Source organism: Citrobacter sp. RHB35-C21 (assembly GCF_013816515.1).
Classification (GTDB): Bacteria; Pseudomonadota; Gammaproteobacteria; order Enterobacterales; family Enterobacteriaceae; genus Citrobacter; species Citrobacter braakii.
Genome location: NZ_CP057147.1, coordinates 3038273 through 3055784, shown reverse-complemented (window position 1 = coordinate 3055784; position 17512 = coordinate 3038273). Strand labels below are relative to the sequence as shown.

The following is a 17512-nucleotide window of genomic DNA, read 5'->3' as shown; positions in this document are numbered from 1 at the left end:
AGCAAAAGCGCCAGTAAAAACGTGCGTTATCCTGTAAAGAGTTTGCCATCCCGGACAAGATCGCGCGGGTAGCTATTCTTTAATCGCGATCCAATACGTTTCGCCAGGCCAATCGGCTGATGCTGGAACGTAACCAGCACATCGTCTGTGGTCGGTGCGGTCTGCGGGTAGACATCTCGTCCGCGGTACCACTCTTCGGCTTCGGCAAGGGTCAGTTCAAACGCATGGCTGTGATTTGTGCTGGCGAGAGCAATGACGGCTTCATGCTGCCAGCGGTACCCTTTATTGTGCGTTTCAGCGAGTTTGATGCCGAGTCGGGAAAAGCGGACTTTGCCGATCAGGGGTTCAATCTCGGTTGGGAATAGCCAAATCTCTTTATCACGCTGCCACAGGCGCAGAGTGTCTTCCCACTGCAATCCACAGGCGTTAGCGGCCTGAGTGACAAGCGCGGATTCACGTCCTTTAAGCGGGCTGAACGGGAAGTTACCGACTTTGTATTTTGGCGTCGGTAGTGCAGGGATCGCGGCAGTTTTGCGCAGACGCGCGACGAAAAAACCTTCACAATCGTAGATCTGCGGGAACACATGCAGGAATCCTTCCGGGGTCAGGGCGCGTTCAGCCTGCGGGAATAAATCGCCCAGTGGTAAAAACTCGACGGCGTCCGGGTAGGTCTCAATCAACCACTGCATAATGTCTTCATTTTCGTCACGGTTCAACGTGCAGGTCGAGTAAACCAACGTGCCGCCGGGACGCAAGGCATGAAAGGCGCTGTCGAGAAGTTCGCGCTGGGTTGCGGCAATTTCCAGATTACTTTCTGGCGACCAGTTTTTTAGTGCATCGGGATCTTTACGCACCACGCCTTCACCGGAACACGGTGCGTCCAGCAAAATGGCATCGAATGCTTCTGGCAACGCTGCGCCAAATACCCGCCCGTCAAAATGGGTTAGCGCGACATTGGCTATCCCGCATCGGCTGATATTGGCATGCAGGACTTTGACGCGACTGGCGGAAAACTCATTTGCCAGAATCGCGCCCTGATTTTTCATTTTTGCGGCAATTTGCGTGGTTTTGGAGCCGGGGGCTGCCGCGACATCCATCACGCGATCCGGAGTGTTACCATCGGCAAACAGCGCGGCGACCGGCAGCATTGAGCTGGCTTCCTGAATATAAAACAGGCCGCTTAAATGTTCCGCGGTACTGCCGAGCGGTACTGACTTTTCATCATCGCGTTCGATCCAGAAACCTTCAGCGCACCAGGGTATCGGAATGAGCGACCAGTTGTAAGGTGCTGTCAGAGTGAGGAAGTCGGCAACGGAGATTTTCAGCGTATTGACGCGGATGCTGCGACGCAGCGGACGCTGGCAGGCAGCGAGAAAATCATCAAATGAGAGCGTGGAAGGCATTGCTTCACGCATTTGGTTTAGAAAGGCGTCGGGAAAATAAGCCACTTGGTACCACCGGCAAAAAAACAGGTGCGCAGTGTAGCATAAGTGCTCCGGCGCGAGTATGTACGCCGGAGCAAGGGGAGAGATTAACGTGGCAGGGCGGTTCCCCATTCACGCCACTCTTTTGGTTCGCTTTCGAGCAGCAGGAAGTGTTTACCTGCCTGCGCTTTCGGGGCCAGCGGCGTACCCGGTGGCGTAGCGAAGGCGATTCCGCCGCGAATGAACTGATTGAAGGTACCGGTCTTCACGACGCCGCCGGTCAAACCAAAGTCGAGATTGTATCCGGATGCCAGCCAGAACACGGAGTTGTTCCGCACCAGATGCTGATAGCGCTGGCTAATGCGCATCGCCACCATCACGCGGTCAGAAAGCGAGCCCAGCGTCAGCCCGGTGACGGTCCCCACTTCAATGCCTCTGAACAGGACTGGCGTACCGATATTCAGCGAACCTGCTTCCGGCGCTTCTACCACAATACTCAGACCATCAAGGTAACGAGAGTCGGTAATGGTGGCTTCCTGCAGTTCAAAATCACGGCGCGGGTTACCGCGTCCTGGTTCAACGTTAATATACGGCTGTAAGATCGTATCCAGATGCTCGACGCCTGCCGCTGAAATTTGCGGTGTGATCACGGAGAAGCGGGTACCGCTACGGGCAAAAGTTTGCACGTATTCCGGATACAGAACCGCTTTTGCCTGAACTTCGTTACGGGCGGTGATCAGCTCAAGCGTCTGGATCTGGCCGATATCGATCCCCAGGTAGCGAATTGGCATGCCGGCCGCGAGTTTACCGGCATCGAACGCGTGCAGGGTTATCTGGCCACCCACCGCACGTGCAGCGGTTTCGGAAGCATACAGAATACGCTTGTCGCCTTTGCGTTGGCTGGCGCTGGCGCCGCTTAGGTTATCGAAGCTAATCGCCCCTTTGAGCGCTCGCGACAGGGGAGATGCCTGTACGGTCAATCCGCTACCGTTAAGCTGAACCTTTGCCCCGCCTTCGGCCCAGAATACGCTGTTGCTGGTCAGCAGGTTGCGATATTCCGGTTTGATATGCAGATCGATATCAAACGCATCGGCGCGTGGGCGAACGCTAATCACTTCACCGACCTCGAATTTGCGGTATAAGACCACCGAACCGGCCTGCACATCAGGCAGCGTTTCGGCGCTCAGGCTGAGCGTGGTAGTTGGCAGATCGCTCAGGCTGTTTTCAATCGCTTTTTCCAGGTTGGCATACAGCGGGTAGCTTTTTTTCATTTCACCCTTGGTACCGGGCAAAATACGAATGCCGCCGCTGAGCCATTCGCTGGCGCTGGCGCCAAGGAATTCCACGCCATCAAGCCCGACCTTGACGTCAACGCGGCTGTTGACCACAAACTTACTGTCACCTTGCACCAGGGCGCGATGCTGTGGTTCGATGGCAACGGTAAATGAAACACCTTTGCCAGAGAGCGTGCGATCAATCACCTGACCGACCTGTACGCCGTGAAGAATCAGTGGCTGACCGGCATCAATACCGTAACTCTCCGGCGCGGTCAGCGTAAGCGTCATGACGCCCGGATCGTGTAACAACGACTTCTCAGCAGGAATAACCGCAAACTGGTTACGCGGCTCGCCCTCGCCAGGTACCAGCTCGAAAGTTTTGCCCGTCAGTAGCGAACTGATATTGGCATCGTTTAACGATAATTTAGGGCTGTGTAATTCAATCCGCGTATTGTCGCGCAGCAGCGTTACGACGCTGGGATCGACCGTCATTTCGCCGGTCACTTTACCGCCTGGATTTAAATCCAGTTTGGTCAGTTGCCCGACTTCTAATCCTTGATACATCAGCGACGTTGAGCCGGCCTTGAGTCCATCGCCGCTGGGTAAATCAAGCTTGACGATCACTCCCCGCTGGCTGTGCGCGAGATCCTGATACAAACCAAACGTGTCATCGGCCACCGCGGGTTTAGAGTCTTCGGGCGAATCAAAAGCAATGGCGCCATTGACTAGCGCCGCCAGACTCTCCAGCTTGATCTTCGCTCCGCTGAGGCTGACATCCGCATTCACACCGGACACGTTCCAGAAACGGCTGCCTTTTTTCACCAGGTTGGTAAAGCGACGTTCGATCAGCACGTCGATGGTTACGCCCTGATGATTTGGGTTGATGGTGTAGTCATATACCCGGCCCACCGGAATCTTGCGGAAATAAACCAGCGAACCGCTATTGAGCGACCCGAGGTCAGGGGCGCGCAGGTGCAGCATCAAATCACCATTATCCAGACGATATTTTGGCTGCGTATCGAGGGCGACGAAATGATCTTCCGGCTCGCCGGTTCCGGGCATCATGCCGATATAGTTGCCGCCAACCAACGCATCCAGGCCAGAAACCCCCGCCAGCGACGCTTTCGGCGTGACCAACCAGAACTGGGTATCTTTGCGCAGAGCATCTTTCATGGTCGATTTGATGCTGACGCGTACTTCAATTTTGCGTAGATCTTCGCTGAGGTTGATATCCTGCACGGTGCCCACTTCAACGCCCTGATAGCGAACGGGAGTACGGCCCGGCACAATGCCGTCAGCAGACATAAAGTCAATGGTTACGGTATTGCCGCGATCTTCATAGCTTCCCCAGATAAGCCATCCTGCAATCATCAGCGCGATGAAAGGCAGCAGCCAGAACGGAGAGATACGGCGTTTAGTTTTAATCTGCGCTTCAGTCTGCGAAGCGGGCGTTTCCTGACTCATGTGCATCCCAAAGTAAGCGGCTGTCCAGCCATTCCACAGCAAGAATAGTCAATATTACCGCTGCGCCGAAATAAAACGCAGCTGGCCCCATAGTAAAAGCAAGTATCTGATCGCGATTAATCAGCGACATGGTTAAAGCGATAACAAAGAGATCCAGCATCGACCAGCGACCAATCCAGGTCACCATACGCAGCAGTTTGATGCGGGTACGCAATCCTTGCTCACATCTAAAATGGATGCTGATGAGCAACGTAAACATCACAATCACTTTGGTGAATGGCACCAGAATACTGGCGATAAAAACAATCGCCGCCACGCCGACGTTGCTGTTCGCCAGGGACATTATGCCTGACAGGATCGTGTCTTCCTGGCGGCCGCCATTGACATAAATTACCGAGATGGGCAGCAGATTAGCAGGCAAAAGCAGGACGATCGAGGCCAGCAGAGCAGCCCAACACTTTTGGATACTTTGATTCCTGCGCCAGCGTAACGGGATATGACAGCGAGGGCAGCGACCTCGGGCGTCCGGATAACCTGTAAAGTGGCAGCCGAGGCAGATGCGGAGTTTTTCATCGGGCCGACGGGCTGGTCTTTGCGGGTAGAAACGGTCCCAAAGCTGCTCAACGTTAAGGTGCGACAGCGTCAAAACACTGAGGATCACCAGCGCAATAAAAGCAAACAGACCTACACCGGGTTGCAAAAAAGCATAGTCCTGAACTTTGATTGATGCGACGCCAATGCCCACCAGATAGATATCAAGCATCACCCACTCTTTGAGCCTTTCCAGCATCAGCAGCACTGGGCGCAGGTTCATCCCAAGAATATTGCCAAACCACAGATAAGCGATTGAGGTCACGAGAATGATGGGCGCGCCGGCAACGCAAAAGAGTACAAAGGATGCGGTGAGTGGGTCGCCTTGTCGGGTCATTTGCCAGATGCCTTGCAGCACATTGGCGTCAATGCGCACACCTAATAAATAGATGTGCAGGAGCGGTTCTCCCCAGGCAAAGGGCATCAGCAGCAGCATGGTGAAAGCCATAGCCGCCAGTCGTGTTAATGACCAGTCGCGTCCGTCACGAATTTTTGCCTGACAGCGTGGGCAAAATGCACTTTGGTGCGAACGCATTTTAGGCAAGCTAAAGATCAGGTCACATTCAGGGCAACGATGGTAATGCGCACGAGGGAGGGCATCACCAATGGACCTGATGGCTATTTTTTTAGTCGGCGTGATGCGTGGTGTCGTTAAGGCCATGTATCGCGAATCAAATTGTTGAAGTAATGTTATCTTAACTCATGACGGGAATGATCTTGAGCATTAACGCATTTAATGTTTATTTTAGTAGGCTGCAGCTTTAAGTAAGACAACTAAGTGATTACATAATGAACAAAACAGAGCTATACACGGATCTGAACCGTGACTTTCAGGCATTAATGGCAGGTGAAACCAGTTTTCTGGCAACGCTGGCAAATACCAGCGCGTTGTTGTACGAACGTCTTGCAGAAGTAAACTGGGCCGGTTTTTATCTGCTCGAAAACGATACGCTGGTGCTGGGACCTTTCCAGGGAAAAATCGCCTGCGTGCGGATCCCGGTAGGACGCGGGGTGTGTGGGACCGCAGTAGCGCAGAACCAGGTTCAGCGCATTGAGGACGTTCATGCTTTTGACGGACACATCGCATGTGATGCCGCCAGCAACGCTGAAATCGTCCTGCCAATCACCGTCGAAAATCAGATAATCGGCGTGCTGGATATCGATAGCACGGCGTTTGGCCGCTTTACTGACGAGGATGAACAGGGGCTGCGAACGCTGGTGGCACAGCTTGAAACCGTGCTTGCAACGACGGATTACAAAAAATTCTTTGCGCGCGTCGCAGGATAATCAACGGATAACGTAGCAATTACTGATGACGTCATTATAATGTCGCCTGTTCATGCCTGCGCTTGTTGGCTACGTCCGTTGTAATCAGGAAATTTCATGGAAAATCAACCTAAGTTGAATAGCAGTAAAGAAGTCATCGCGTTTCTGGCCGAACGCTTCCCGCAGTGTTTTAGTGCGGAAGGCGAAGCGCGCCCACTGAAAATTGGCATTTTTCAGGATCTGGTAGAGCGTGTTGAGGGCGAAATGAACCTCAGCAAGACGCAGCTCCGCTCTGCCTTACGTCTCTATACTTCAAGCTGGCGCTATCTGTATGGCGTTAAATTGGGCGCAACGCGTGTTGATCTCGACGGCAACCCTTGTGGTGAGCTGGATGAGCAGCATGTTGAACATGCTCGCAAACAGCTGGAAGAAGCTAAAGCCCGCGTTCAGGCGCAACGTGCAGAGCAACAGGCGAAAAAACGCGAAGCAGCCGCTGCTGCCGGTGAAAAAGAAGACGCACCGCGTCGCGAGCGTAAGCCGCGTCCTGCACCGCGTCGTAAAGAAGGCGCTGAGCGTAAACCTCGCGCTGAGAAACCAGCAGCAAAAGCACCGCGTGCTCCTCGTGAAGAACAGCATACCCCGGTATCTGATATTTCAGTACTGACGGTAGGGCAGTCTCTGAAGGTGAAAGCAGGTAATAATGCGATGGATGCCACCGTATTAGAAATCACCAAAGATGGCGTCCGTGTACAGCTGAATTCGGGTATGTCTTTGATTGTACGCGCAGAACACCTGGTGTTCTGAAACGGAGGCCAGGCCTGGCATGAACACTTTTTTTAGGCTTACTGCGTTAGCTGGTCTGCTTGCATTAGCAGGCCAGGCACTTGCTGTGGAAGATATCACGCGTGCCGATCAAATCCCCGTTTTAAAGGAAGAAACCCAGCATGCGACGGTAAGTGAACGTGTGACATCGCGTTTTACGCGTTCGCACTATCGCCAGTTCGATCTGGATCAGGCGTTTTCGGCAAAAATTTTTGACCGCTATTTGAATCTGCTCGACTACAGCCACAACGTGCTGTTGGCGAGCGATATCGAACAGTATGCAAAAAAGAAAACGGTCCTTGGCGATGAACTGCGTACCGGCAAGCTGGATGTCTTTTACGATCTCTATAATCTGGCGCAAAAACGCCGATTTGAACGTTATCAGTACGCTTTAAGCGTACTGGCACGTCCAATGGATTTCACCGGTACCGACACCTTTAACCTCGACCGGAGCAAAGCGCCATGGCCGAAGAGCGAAGCAGAGCTTAACGCGCTGTGGGACGGCAAGGTTAAATTTGACGAACTCAGCCTGAAGCTGACCGGCAAAACCGATGCGGAAATTCGTGAAACGCTGACGCGTCGCTACAAGTTTGCGATTCGCCGTCTGGCGCAGACCAACAGCGAAGATGTGTTCTCTCTGGCGATGACGGCTTTCGCCCGTGAGATCGACCCGCATACTAACTATCTCTCTCCACGCAATACCGAACAGTTCAATACTGAAATGAGCCTGTCTCTGGAAGGTATTGGCGCGGTTTTGCAAATGGATGATGACTACACCGTCATTAACTCCATGGTGGCGGGCGGCCCGGCAGCCAAGAGCAAAGCAATAAGCGTTGGCGACCGTATTGTCGGCGTGGGTCAGACCGGTAAGGGAATGGTCGACGTGATTGGCTGGCGTCTGGATGACGTTGTTGCGCTGATCAAAGGACCCAAAGGCAGCAAAGTTCGCCTTGAAATCCTGCCTGCCGGTAAAGGTACTAAGACGCGTACCGTCACGTTAACGCGTGAACGTATTCGTCTCGAAGACCGCGCCGTGAAAATGTCCGTGAAAACCGTTGGTAAAGAAAAAGTCGGCGTACTGGATATCCCTGGCTTCTATGTTGGCCTGACGGATGATGTCAAAGTTCAGTTGCAGAAGCTGGAAAAACAGAACGTCAGCAGCGTCATTATCGATCTGCGCACTAACGGTGGCGGCGCGTTGACCGAAGCCGTTTCGCTCTCCGGTCTGTTCATTCCTTCCGGCCCGGTGGTTCAGGTTCGTGACAATAACGGTAAAGTGCGTGAAGACAGCGATACCGACGGCGTTGTGTACTACAAAGGCCCGCTGGTAGTGTTAGTCGATCGCTTCAGTGCTTCGGCATCAGAGATTTTTGCTGCGGCAATGCAGGATTATGGTCGTGCGCTGATCGTTGGTGAACCGACTTTCGGGAAAGGCACTGTACAGCAGTATCGCTCTCTGAACCGTATTTATGATCAGATGCTGCGTCCGGAATGGCCGGCGCTGGGTTCTGTTCAGTATACGATCCAGAAATTCTACCGTGTAAACGGTGGCAGTACACAGCGTAAGGGCGTTACGCCGGACATCATCATGCCGACAGGTAATGAAGAAACGGAAACCGGTGAGAAGTTTGAAGATAACGCGCTGCCATGGGATAGCATTGATGCTGCGACTTACACCAAATCAGAGAATCTGACGCCGTTCGGACCTGAATTGTTAAAAGAGCACAATGCACGTATTGCCAACGATCCTGAGTTCCAGTACATCATGAAGGATATTGCGCGTTTCAATGCGATGAAGGATAAACGTAACATCGCTTCTCTCAATTACGCTCAGCGTGAGAAAGAGAATAACGAAGATGACGCAATGCGTCTGGCGCGTATCAACGATCGGTTTAAGCGAGAAGGTAAGCCGCCGCTGAAAAAACTGGACGATTTACCGAAGGATTACCAGGAACCAGATCCCTACCTGGATGAAACGGTAAAAATTGCGCTTGACCTGGCGCATCTTGAAAAAGAAAAGCCAGCGGAACAGCCAGCAACCAGTAAATAACCTCCAACAGGCACAAGAAATTGTGCCTGTTTTTTTAACAAACGCATGAAGACGTCAGTGTGATACGATAAAATGTAAAGTTGTGTCTTTCTGGTGACTTAGCACCTATGGATGCTTGAAAATAGCCATAAGACCCATACGATATGGGTAATCGCATAGTGCGTTTTGTTAAATTGAGGTTAAAAGAAAATTATGATGCGAATCGCGCTCTTCCTGCTGACGAACCTGGCTGTGATGGTCGTTTTCGGGCTGGTATTGAGCCTGACAGGGATTCAGTCAAGCAGCGTTCAAGGCTTGTTGATCATGGCACTGCTGTTTGGTTTTGGTGGTTCCTTCATTTCGCTGCTGATGTCCAAATGGATGGCGTTAAAATCCGTTGGTGGGGAAGTGATCGAACAGCCTCGCAATGAAAGAGAACGCTGGCTGATGAATACGGTAGCGAATCAGGCTCGCCAGGCTGGGATCGCTATGCCGCAGGTTGCAATCTACCATGCGCCAGATATTAACGCGTTTGCTACCGGTGCGCGCCGGGATGCTTCGCTGGTGGCTGTGAGTACAGGCCTGTTGCAAAACATGAGCCCGGACGAAGCCGAAGCCGTTATCGCGCATGAAATCAGCCACATTGCTAATGGCGATATGGTTACCATGACGCTCATTCAGGGTGTGGTGAACACCTTCGTTATCTTTATCTCACGTATTCTGGCGCAAATTGCCGCTGGCTTTATGGGCGGAAACCGCGATGAGGGTGAGGGCAGTAACGGCAACCCATTGATCTACTTCGCAGTGGCGACGGTGCTGGAACTGGTGTTTGGTATTCTGGCGAGCATTATTACCATGTGGTTCTCACGTCATCGTGAATTCCATGCGGATGCCGGTTCAGCAAAACTGGTGGGGCGTGAGAAAATGATCGCCGCGCTGCAACGTCTGAAAACCAGCTATGAGCCGCAGGAAGCGACCAGCATGATGGCGTTCTGCATCAACGGTAAATCCAAGTCGTTGAGTGAGCTGTTTATGACTCACCCGCCGTTGGATAAACGTATTGAAGCGCTGCGCAGCGGAGAGTATTTGAAGTAAGTTAATGACTGTCACGGGGCACTCGTTGCTCCGTGACTCATAAAACATAATGGCTATTTAAAGCTATCGATTAAAGCCTCGCCCAGACTATTCTGTCCCAGTTCAGCTTTACCTCTCATTCCGTCATTTTTCTCTGCCGGGAACGAAAATATTCCTTGTCGCTTTATCTCTGGTAAAAACATTGGAGCCCCGCTGGCTGGCAAAAAGAACAGTGCCGGGCATTTGGTGAAACCCAGTGGTCGACGGGCTATCATTGACAGCCCGTCTGGTAGGAAAAAACTAAATCAGAACTGGTAGTTTAACGATACCCAATAGTTACGGCCCGGGTTTACATATCCGGTAGTGGATTGTGCAGTCTGATAGTAATCTCCTGCGTAGGTGCTATTACGGCCCACCTGGTAAAGTTTAACCTCGCTAAAGTCTTTATCCAGCACGTTATTGACCGCCGTATTCAGCGTCAGATCTTTGGTCAGCTTATAAGACATCCCCATGTCGAGAACGGTCCAGGCTTTTAAATCAGCGCCTTTATCGTCATAGACGGCCTTTTGTACTGCGCTGAGGTTGTTGTAATTTTCGGTAAAGCGTGGGGCTTTACCGCGATAACGTGCGCTCAGCCAGGCATTCATATCTTCCGTTGCCTGCCAGTTCAGGCGAGCGTTAGCCATATGTTTTGGCGTGTAGCTTAACGGCGCGCCTTTATTGTCACCATCTTTTTGCTTGCTCTGGGTGTAGGTGTAGTTGAGGGATAAAGTCAGCACATCCGACCACAGAGGGAAGGTGCTGGCAAATTCAACGCCATCGGTCCTTGCCTTGCCGCTGTTGGTATAGCTGTTGGTATTATCATCGATAGAATACGAGACAATTTTATTTTTGTATTCGGTATAGAAGCCGGTAATGTTGGCGTTCAGCCCGGTGTCGTTCTCGTAATACAGCCCGGTTTCGTAGCTGATACTTTCCTCAGGTTTTAGGTCCGGATTACCGACCGTATTCACGGTTCCTTGCGCGGTTACGCCGCTGATCCCGTTATGTAACTGGCTCAGTGATGGCGCTTTATAACCTGTCGTCACGCCACCTTTGAGCGTCCATTCGTCGGATACGTCCCAAACCATATACGCTCGTGGGCTGAGATGGCCGCCAAAGACATCGTTATGCTCGTAGCGTGTCCCTGCGGTTAAGGCCAACGAGTCGAGAATATGCCATTCATCTTCTACATAGGCTGCCCACGTTTTTTGATGGAACGTTTCGCCGGTATTGGCCAGCACCACACCGTCTTTCATGCGCGCATCCCAATATTCCCCGCCGAGGGTTAAGAGGTGCGAATCACCTAATGGTGTCAGCAGTACTGAGTCCAGAATGACGTTGGTGTTCTTCAGTTCACGTGCGTCACCGGCCCGGCCTGCGTTCTCTGGCGTGAGTGCGGAGGAGACCAGTTGTCGTCCTTTGTTCTCAGTTTCATTCCAGCCGAGGGAGGATTTCCATGTGCCGAACGTTAAGGCGGTATCGTGGCCGAGGGTGACTTTGTTACGCTCATAGCGCAGCGTTTTATCGTAACCCCCCGTCAGGTTACCCAACTGACCGTCATCGTTATCATAGCGCTGTCTGGCGGAGTCGAGATCTAACCATAGCGTATTGCTTTCATTCGTCTTCCAGTCGAGTCGCGTGCCGATGTTATAGTTTTCTGACTCGGTAGGATAAGGTACGCGAGTGGAGGAGGTATCGCTCAGGGAGGTAACGCTGGAACCCTGACGTTGGGTGGTGCTACCCCGAACCTGCATATCCAGTACGCCAGCGATTAACGGGCCGCTTGACCAGAAGTTGGCGACCGTGCTGTTACCCCATTTATTACTCTCTTGCAGGTTAACGCCGGTATTGATGGAGGTGCTCCATTTATCGGTGCTTTTTTTGGTGATGATATTCACCACGCCACCGATTGCGTCGGAGCCATAAAGCGTCGACATCGGGCCGCGGATCACCTCAATATGATCGATTGCCGCCAGTGGAGGCATAAAGCTGGTATTCATAGCTGAGAAGCCGTTTGGCGTCACATCGCTGCTGCCGTTTTGACGAATACCGTCAATCAGGATCAGGGTATAACTGGCGGGCATGCCACGGATGCTGATCTCCAGGCCACCGGTTTTACCAGTGCTGCTTTCAACATCCACCCCTTCAACAGAACGCAGGGCTTCGCCTAAATCATTATATTTATTGGTTTGTAACTCTTGCTGTGAAATAACGGAGATGCTGGCGGCAGCGTTGGTGATTTTCTTTTCGTAACCGGAAGCGGTTACCACCATAACATCTTCAGCGAAGGCCAGGGGACTGGAAAATCCTAAACAGGACAGAACAACAGAAGCAACAGGTTTTAAGCGCATAGTCAAACTTCCTTTGTTAAAAATTCAAAGGAAGTAAGATAATTGATGGGAATGATAATAAAAATAATTATCATTATATGTTTACATAACTTATCACTTCTGGTGTTTTTCTTGAATAAATATACATAAATTGTCATTAGTTTTAGCTAAGTAAATAGCGGAAATGACCAATAATTAGTATTTGTAATCATTAGGTTGTAATTAATTTGCCATTAATTGAATGGCTAACATTTAATCTATTTTCTGTGATTCAGAGGGTACTCAATTAGGAGTATCAGAAAAAAGTATGATAATTTTAGAGAATCGTCATACTTTTCTGCGCCGCATCATTTTTTTCGTCATTTCAGTCCGCCATAATCCCTTCCCCAGGAGACCGTTTAACGGCAATGAATCGTTGAGCGGCATAAAAATAACGCAAATCTGGATAACATAATGATTAAAGGCAAGCTGGCACTGCTTACGTGCGCATTGACTCTCGCATTAACCTCACTACTTCTCGCCGCGCAAAATGTGAGCGAGGGGCAGACGTTGAAGCTGGCAATTGGACCTGAGCCAACGGAAGGGTTTGACCCGATGCTGGGCTGGAGTCATGGCAGCTATTTGCTTTTGCATGCACCATTATTAAAACAAAACGCAGATATGAGCTGGGGTAACCTGCTGACGGAAAAAGTTGAAACCAGTGCTGACGGCAAAACCTGGACGTTGACGTTAAAACCCGACCTTAAATTCTCCGATGGTTCCCCGCTAACCGCTGAAGATGTGGTGTTCACCTATAATAAAGCTGCAAAGAGCGGCGGCAAAATCGACATGGGAAACTTTACTCATGCCAGCCTGAAAGATAACCGCACGGTAGAAATCACGCTGCGCAGCCCGCAGAGCACCTTTGTGAACGTGCTGGGCTCTTTGGGTATTGTTCCCGAAAAACGGTATGACGAAAAAACATTCGCCAAAAATCCGATTGGCGCGGGCCCTTATCGGTTGGTGAGTTTTCAGCCGGGGCAGCAGCTGATCGTGGAGGCGAACCCCTGGTATGCCGGTAAGAAAAATGATTTCAGTAAGCTGGTGTTTGTCTTCCTTGATGAAGATAACGCTTATGCCGCAGCGCGCAGTGGTCAACTGGGACTCGTGCGTATTGCGCCTTCGATGGCGGTCGCCCCTCAACAGCAGAATTTGAAGCTTTGGGTACGCGACAGCGTGGAAAACCGTGGCATTGTGTTCCCGATGGTTCCTGCGGGTAAAAAAGACGCCAATGGTTATCCGATCGGTAACGATATCACGGCTGATATCGCCATCAGACGCGCCATCAACTACGCCATCGATCGTAAACAACTTGCCGATCAGGTCATGGAAGGTCATGCGATTCCGGCGTATAGCGCGGTTCAGGGCCTGCCATGGCAGGGACAGTCAGTTGCGTTCAAAGATGGCGACAGCGAAAAAGCACGGACGATTCTGGAAGAAGCCGGCTGGAAGGTGGGGAAAGATGGCGTACGTGTGAAAGACGGTAAAGAGGCTCGCCTGACTCTGTGGTACGCCAGCGGTGATAGTACGCGCCGGGATTTAGCCGAGGCCGTACGTGCGATGCTGGAGCCCGTGGGTATTCAGGTCTCGCTGCAATCCGGAAGCTGGGAAACCGTTCAGCGGCATATGCATTCGAATCCGACGCTGTTTGGCTGGGGAAGCCTGGATCCGATGGAGCTTTTCCATCACTACAGCAATCAGGCCGCGGGCGTGGAATACTACAATCCAGGCTATTACAGCAATCCCGTCGTTGAACAACATCTTAAACAGGCCATTGATGCTCCGGACTGGCAAAAAGCGTTGCCTTTCTGGCAACAGGTGGAGTGGGATGGAAAGCAAGGGGCTGGGGTGCAGGGCGATGCCGCCTGGGCATGGCTGCTGAACATTCAGCACACTTATCTGGCAAATCCGTGTATTGACTTAGGCAAAGGCGCGCCGGAGATCCACGGTAGCTGGTCCCTGCTCAATAATCTGGATGAATGGACCTGGACCTGCCGTTGATGAAGTCTGTTGTAGGCCATTTTCTACGGCTGATAGTGTTATTAGTGCTGGTTGCGGCTGGCACTTTTATGCTGCTCAGCTTTTCTCCTGTCGATCCGATTCGCGCCTATATCGGAAACGATCTCCTGCACGTGCCGCCGGAACAATATGCGCGTATCGCTGCTCGCTGGGGATTAGACCAGCCGTTATGGGAGCGTTTTGGTCACTGGTTTATACGTGTATTGCAGGGCGATCTCGGCTACTCAATGTTGTTTAATGCACCGGTTGCCAGCGTAATCAAGGAGCGCTTTGCGACTTCGTTTGCCTTGCTTGGCGGCGCGTGGCTGCTCTCCGGCATACTGGGAACGGCAATGGGGTTTGTCGCGGGTCGTTATCTGAATCGCTGGCCGGATAAAGCAATCTGTCGACTCAGCTATCTGCTTTCGTCGTTGCCGACCTTCTGGATTGGCATGCTGCTGCTGGCGTTATTTGCCGTGCGCTGGCCGGTATTTCCGGTCTGCTGCGCGTGGGAGCCGGGCAACAGTGGTGATATGGCCACGCTGGCTGAGCGTCTGCGCCATTTAGTGCTGCCCGTTTGCGCGCTAAGTTTATTGGGACTTGGCCAAATTACACTTCATACGCGGGAAAGTATCGCCAGCGTGATGAAAAGCGATTTTGTCCGTTTTGCGCGTTCTCAGGGAGATAAAGGCTGGTCGCTGTTGCGTCATCAGGTTCTGCGCCACGCTATCACGCCCGCGCTGTGCCTGCAGTTCGCCTCGCTGGGAGAACTGCTGGGCGGCGCACTGCTAGCGGAAAAAGTTTTTGCTTATCCGGGACTGGGACAGGCCACTATTGATGCCGGATTACGCGGCGATCTGCCGTTACTGATGGGAATTGTGTTGTTCAGTACCGTGTTAGTGTTCATTGGCAACTCGCTGTCTACCTGGCTTGTCCATGTGTTGAACCGTGCTCTGGAGCGACCTGATGCTCTATAATCCGACGCCGACGCTGATTCGTCTTCTGCTCTCTTTTAGCTGCCTGCTAGGCATTGCGGTGTATGGCGCAGCGACGCTAGATAACCCATTGAGCGTTAATCTGCTTGTCCGTCATTTACCGCCTGATGCGCTGTATTGGTTTGGCACCGATAACCTCGGTCGCGATCTGTGGATTCGTTGCTTTCAGGGCGCGTTAACCAGTCTGCAAATTGGTATTGGCGCGGCGTTGTGCAGCGGCTTCATCGCATTAATGATGGCGGCGGTTTCACGTATACATCCGCGTCTGGATGTACTAATGCGTCTGATTACCGATGCCCTGCTGTCAATGCCGCATCTGCTGTTGCTCATATTGATCTGTTTCACGCTGGGCGGCGGAAAAAATGGGGTGATTATGGCGGTTGCGTTGACCCACTGGCCGCGTCTGGCGTTAATCCTGCGTGCCGAAGCACAGCGCGTGGCCCACAGTGACTATCTGACGTTAACCTGGCGTCTGGGACACGGACATTTTTACTGCTGGCGGCATCACTATCTCCCGGCATTGTTACCCCAGTGGTTAACGGGAACCTTGCTGATGTTTCCCCACGCGGTGTTGCACAGCGCGGCGTTGAGCTTCCTCGGTTTTGGGCTGGCGCCGCATGAACCATCGCTGGGCCTGTTGCTGGCTGATGCGCTGAGGTTTATCAGTCATGGCGACTGGTGGTTAGTGCTGTTTCCCGGGCTGATGCTATTCAGTCTGGTTATGTTATTCGATCAGCTCGCAAGGGCAGTGCATCGTTTATGGTTACGAGGTGACGCATGTTGAGTTTAAGACAGGTCTCGCTGGACGTGGCGCGTTATCGCTGGTACGGCGCGAGAAACTGGTCTTCGCTGTTGCAGGATATCTCTTTCGACGTAGCGCCTGGTCAGATGGTGGCGTTAGTCGGGGGAAGTGGGGAAGGTAAAAGCCTGTTGCTGCAATGTCTGCTTGATCTCTTACCGGACAATTTGCGCTTCAACGGCTCCATCACCCTGGAGGGGAAAACGCTGGACAGTGATGATATTCGCAAATGTCGTGGTAATGCTTTCAGCTATGTCCCGCAAGGCGTTCAGGCGCTTAACCCGCTGCTCTCGATTGAAAAGCATCTGCGCAGGGCAAGTCAGCTCTCCGGCCAGGCCTGGAATGCCGGAAAAATTGAACGATTGCTCCAGCGTAGCCAACTGGAAAGTCGCGTATTAGATGCCTTCCCACGCCAGCTGTCAGGGGGGATGGCGAAACGTGTTCTGGCCTGTCACGCGTCGCTGAGTCAGGCCCGCTATATTCTGGCGGATGAAATTACCGCCTGGCTTGATGCACCGCTGGCTAATCAACTGCTTGAACAGCTACGTGAGCAATGTGAGCAAGGGGCTGGCGTTTTATGGGTAACGCACGACCTTACGCTGGCCGCTCGCCATGCGGACCGCATTGTCGCGCTGCACCAGGGAAGGGTGTCGGATAACGTCAGCCGGGAACAGCTGTTACGCGGAGAGATCAGCGAGCATCTGCAACGCCAATGGCGTGCGCTGCCTGAAAGAAATCAACTTTTTGGAGAGCGCGATGCTGTGCTGTCGTGAGGTGACGATTTGTCAGGGAGGAAAGGTGCTATGGCAAAATCTGACCTTCTCTCTGCGCCCCGGAGAACGCATTGGGGTTTGCGCACCCAGCGGAACCGGCAAAACAACGTTGGGGCGCGTACTGGCGGGCTGGCAAAAACCGACCTCGGGTGACATTCTGGTTGATGACCAACCGCTGCCAATGCACCAGTATTGCCCGGTGCAACTGGTGCCACAGCATCCGGAATTAACCTTTAACCCGCGGCGTAGCACCGGCGATGCGGTTCATGATGCCTGGCGACCTGATGCTGAACTGCTTACCCGTCTTCACATCAACCCTGAGTGGTTAACTCGCCGTCCCGGACAGCTTTCTGGCGGTGAACTGGCGCGAATTGCTTTACTTCGCGCGCTGGATCCGCGGACACGTTTTCTTATTGCCGATGAAATTACCGCCCAGCTCGATCCTTCCATTCAAAAAGATATCTGGGTATTGCTGCTTGAAGAGTGCCAGCGTCGGCCATTAGGTATGCTCATTATCAGCCATCAGCAGGCTCTGCTTGAGCAGATTTGCTCCAGAAAACTCATTGAAGCGTGAGGCAATAACGTGCAG

13 protein-coding genes are annotated in these 17512 nt (G+C 52.3%); 9 read left to right on the top strand and 4 right to left on the bottom strand.

Going from position 1 to position 17512, the window contains the following annotated elements; all coding sequences use genetic code 11:
• Positions 1–26: 26 nt before the first annotated feature.
• From rsmF to yebS, 3 genes are all read right to left on the bottom strand, one after another.
• Positions 27–1415, bottom strand: coding sequence for a 16S rRNA (cytosine(1407)-C(5))-methyltransferase RsmF (gene rsmF, locus HVZ39_RS14915; protein ID WP_249419355.1), 1389 nt, complete (start codon positions 1413–1415; stop codon positions 27–29).
• Between the two features lie 116 nt (positions 1416–1531).
• Positions 1532–4165 (bottom strand): PqiB family protein, encoded by a 2634-nt coding sequence (locus HVZ39_RS14910; protein ID WP_019076590.1) that lies wholly within the window; start codon positions 4163–4165, stop codon positions 1532–1534.
• Positions 4134–5417, bottom strand: coding sequence for a membrane integrity lipid transport subunit YebS (yebS, locus tag HVZ39_RS14905; RefSeq protein WP_181632620.1), 1284 nt, complete (start codon positions 5415–5417; stop codon positions 4134–4136). Before yebS ends, HVZ39_RS14910 begins: the two co-directional genes overlap by 32 nt.
• A gap of 128 nt (positions 5418–5545) precedes the next feature.
• On the opposite strand from yebS, the gene HVZ39_RS14900 reads away from it, so the two are divergent.
• The 4 genes from HVZ39_RS14900 to htpX all read left to right on the top strand — a co-directional run bounded on the left by HVZ39_RS14900 (position 5546) and on the right by htpX (position 9968).
• On the top strand, positions 5546–6043 hold the full coding sequence (locus tag HVZ39_RS14900; protein WP_016152783.1) for a GAF domain-containing protein: 498 nt from the start codon (positions 5546–5548) through the stop codon (positions 6041–6043).
• 96 nt (positions 6044–6139) lie between these two features.
• The gene (proQ, locus tag HVZ39_RS14895) at positions 6140–6826 is read left to right on the top strand and encodes an RNA chaperone ProQ (protein WP_003833781.1); all 687 of its coding nucleotides are present in this window, start codon (positions 6140–6142) and stop codon (positions 6824–6826) included.
• Between the two features lie 19 nt (positions 6827–6845).
• Positions 6846–8894 carry a carboxy terminal-processing peptidase gene (gene prc, locus HVZ39_RS14890; protein ID WP_046276431.1) on the top strand — a complete coding sequence of 683 codons (2049 nt, stop codon included), beginning with the start codon at positions 6846–6848 and terminating at the stop codon, positions 8892–8894.
• Positions 8895–9086: 192 nt separating this feature from the next.
• On the top strand, positions 9087–9968 hold the full coding sequence (gene htpX, locus HVZ39_RS14885) for a protease HtpX (RefSeq protein ID WP_003034964.1): 882 nt from the start codon (positions 9087–9089) through the stop codon (positions 9966–9968).
• A gap of 284 nt (positions 9969–10252) precedes the next feature.
• On the opposite strand, the gene HVZ39_RS14880 is transcribed toward htpX, so the two are convergent.
• On the bottom strand, positions 10253–12340 hold the full coding sequence (locus HVZ39_RS14880; protein ID WP_181632619.1) for a TonB-dependent receptor: 2088 nt from the start codon (positions 12338–12340) through the stop codon (positions 10253–10255).
• A 432-nt stretch (positions 12341–12772) separates the two neighbouring features.
• Between HVZ39_RS14880 and HVZ39_RS14875 the strand changes: the two genes are divergently transcribed.
• Genes HVZ39_RS14875 through HVZ39_RS14855 form a run of 5 tightly spaced genes read left to right on the top strand, consistent with a single transcriptional unit; the run spans position 12773 to position 17497 of the window.
• Positions 12773–14359 (top strand): ABC transporter substrate-binding protein, encoded by a 1587-nt coding sequence (locus HVZ39_RS14875; protein ID WP_181632618.1) that lies wholly within the window; start codon positions 12773–12775, stop codon positions 14357–14359.
• Positions 14359–15333 (top strand): ABC transporter permease, encoded by a 975-nt coding sequence (locus HVZ39_RS14870; protein WP_016156289.1) that lies wholly within the window; start codon positions 14359–14361, stop codon positions 15331–15333. The genes HVZ39_RS14875 and HVZ39_RS14870 overlap by 1 nt, the downstream gene beginning before the upstream one ends.
• On the top strand, positions 15323–16135 hold the full coding sequence (locus HVZ39_RS14865) for an ABC transporter permease (RefSeq protein ID WP_181632617.1): 813 nt from the start codon (positions 15323–15325) through the stop codon (positions 16133–16135). Before HVZ39_RS14870 ends, HVZ39_RS14865 begins: the two co-directional genes overlap by 11 nt.
• Positions 16129–16923: an ATP-binding cassette domain-containing protein gene (locus tag HVZ39_RS14860; protein ID WP_131348377.1), complete on the top strand. Its 795-nt coding sequence runs from the start codon at positions 16129–16131 to the stop codon at positions 16921–16923. Before HVZ39_RS14865 ends, HVZ39_RS14860 begins: the two co-directional genes overlap by 7 nt.
• Positions 16907–17497, top strand: coding sequence for an ATP-binding cassette domain-containing protein (locus HVZ39_RS14855; RefSeq protein WP_029139511.1), 591 nt, complete (start codon positions 16907–16909; stop codon positions 17495–17497). The genes HVZ39_RS14860 and HVZ39_RS14855 overlap by 17 nt, the downstream gene beginning before the upstream one ends.
• The last annotated feature ends 15 nt before the right edge of the window (positions 17498–17512 follow it).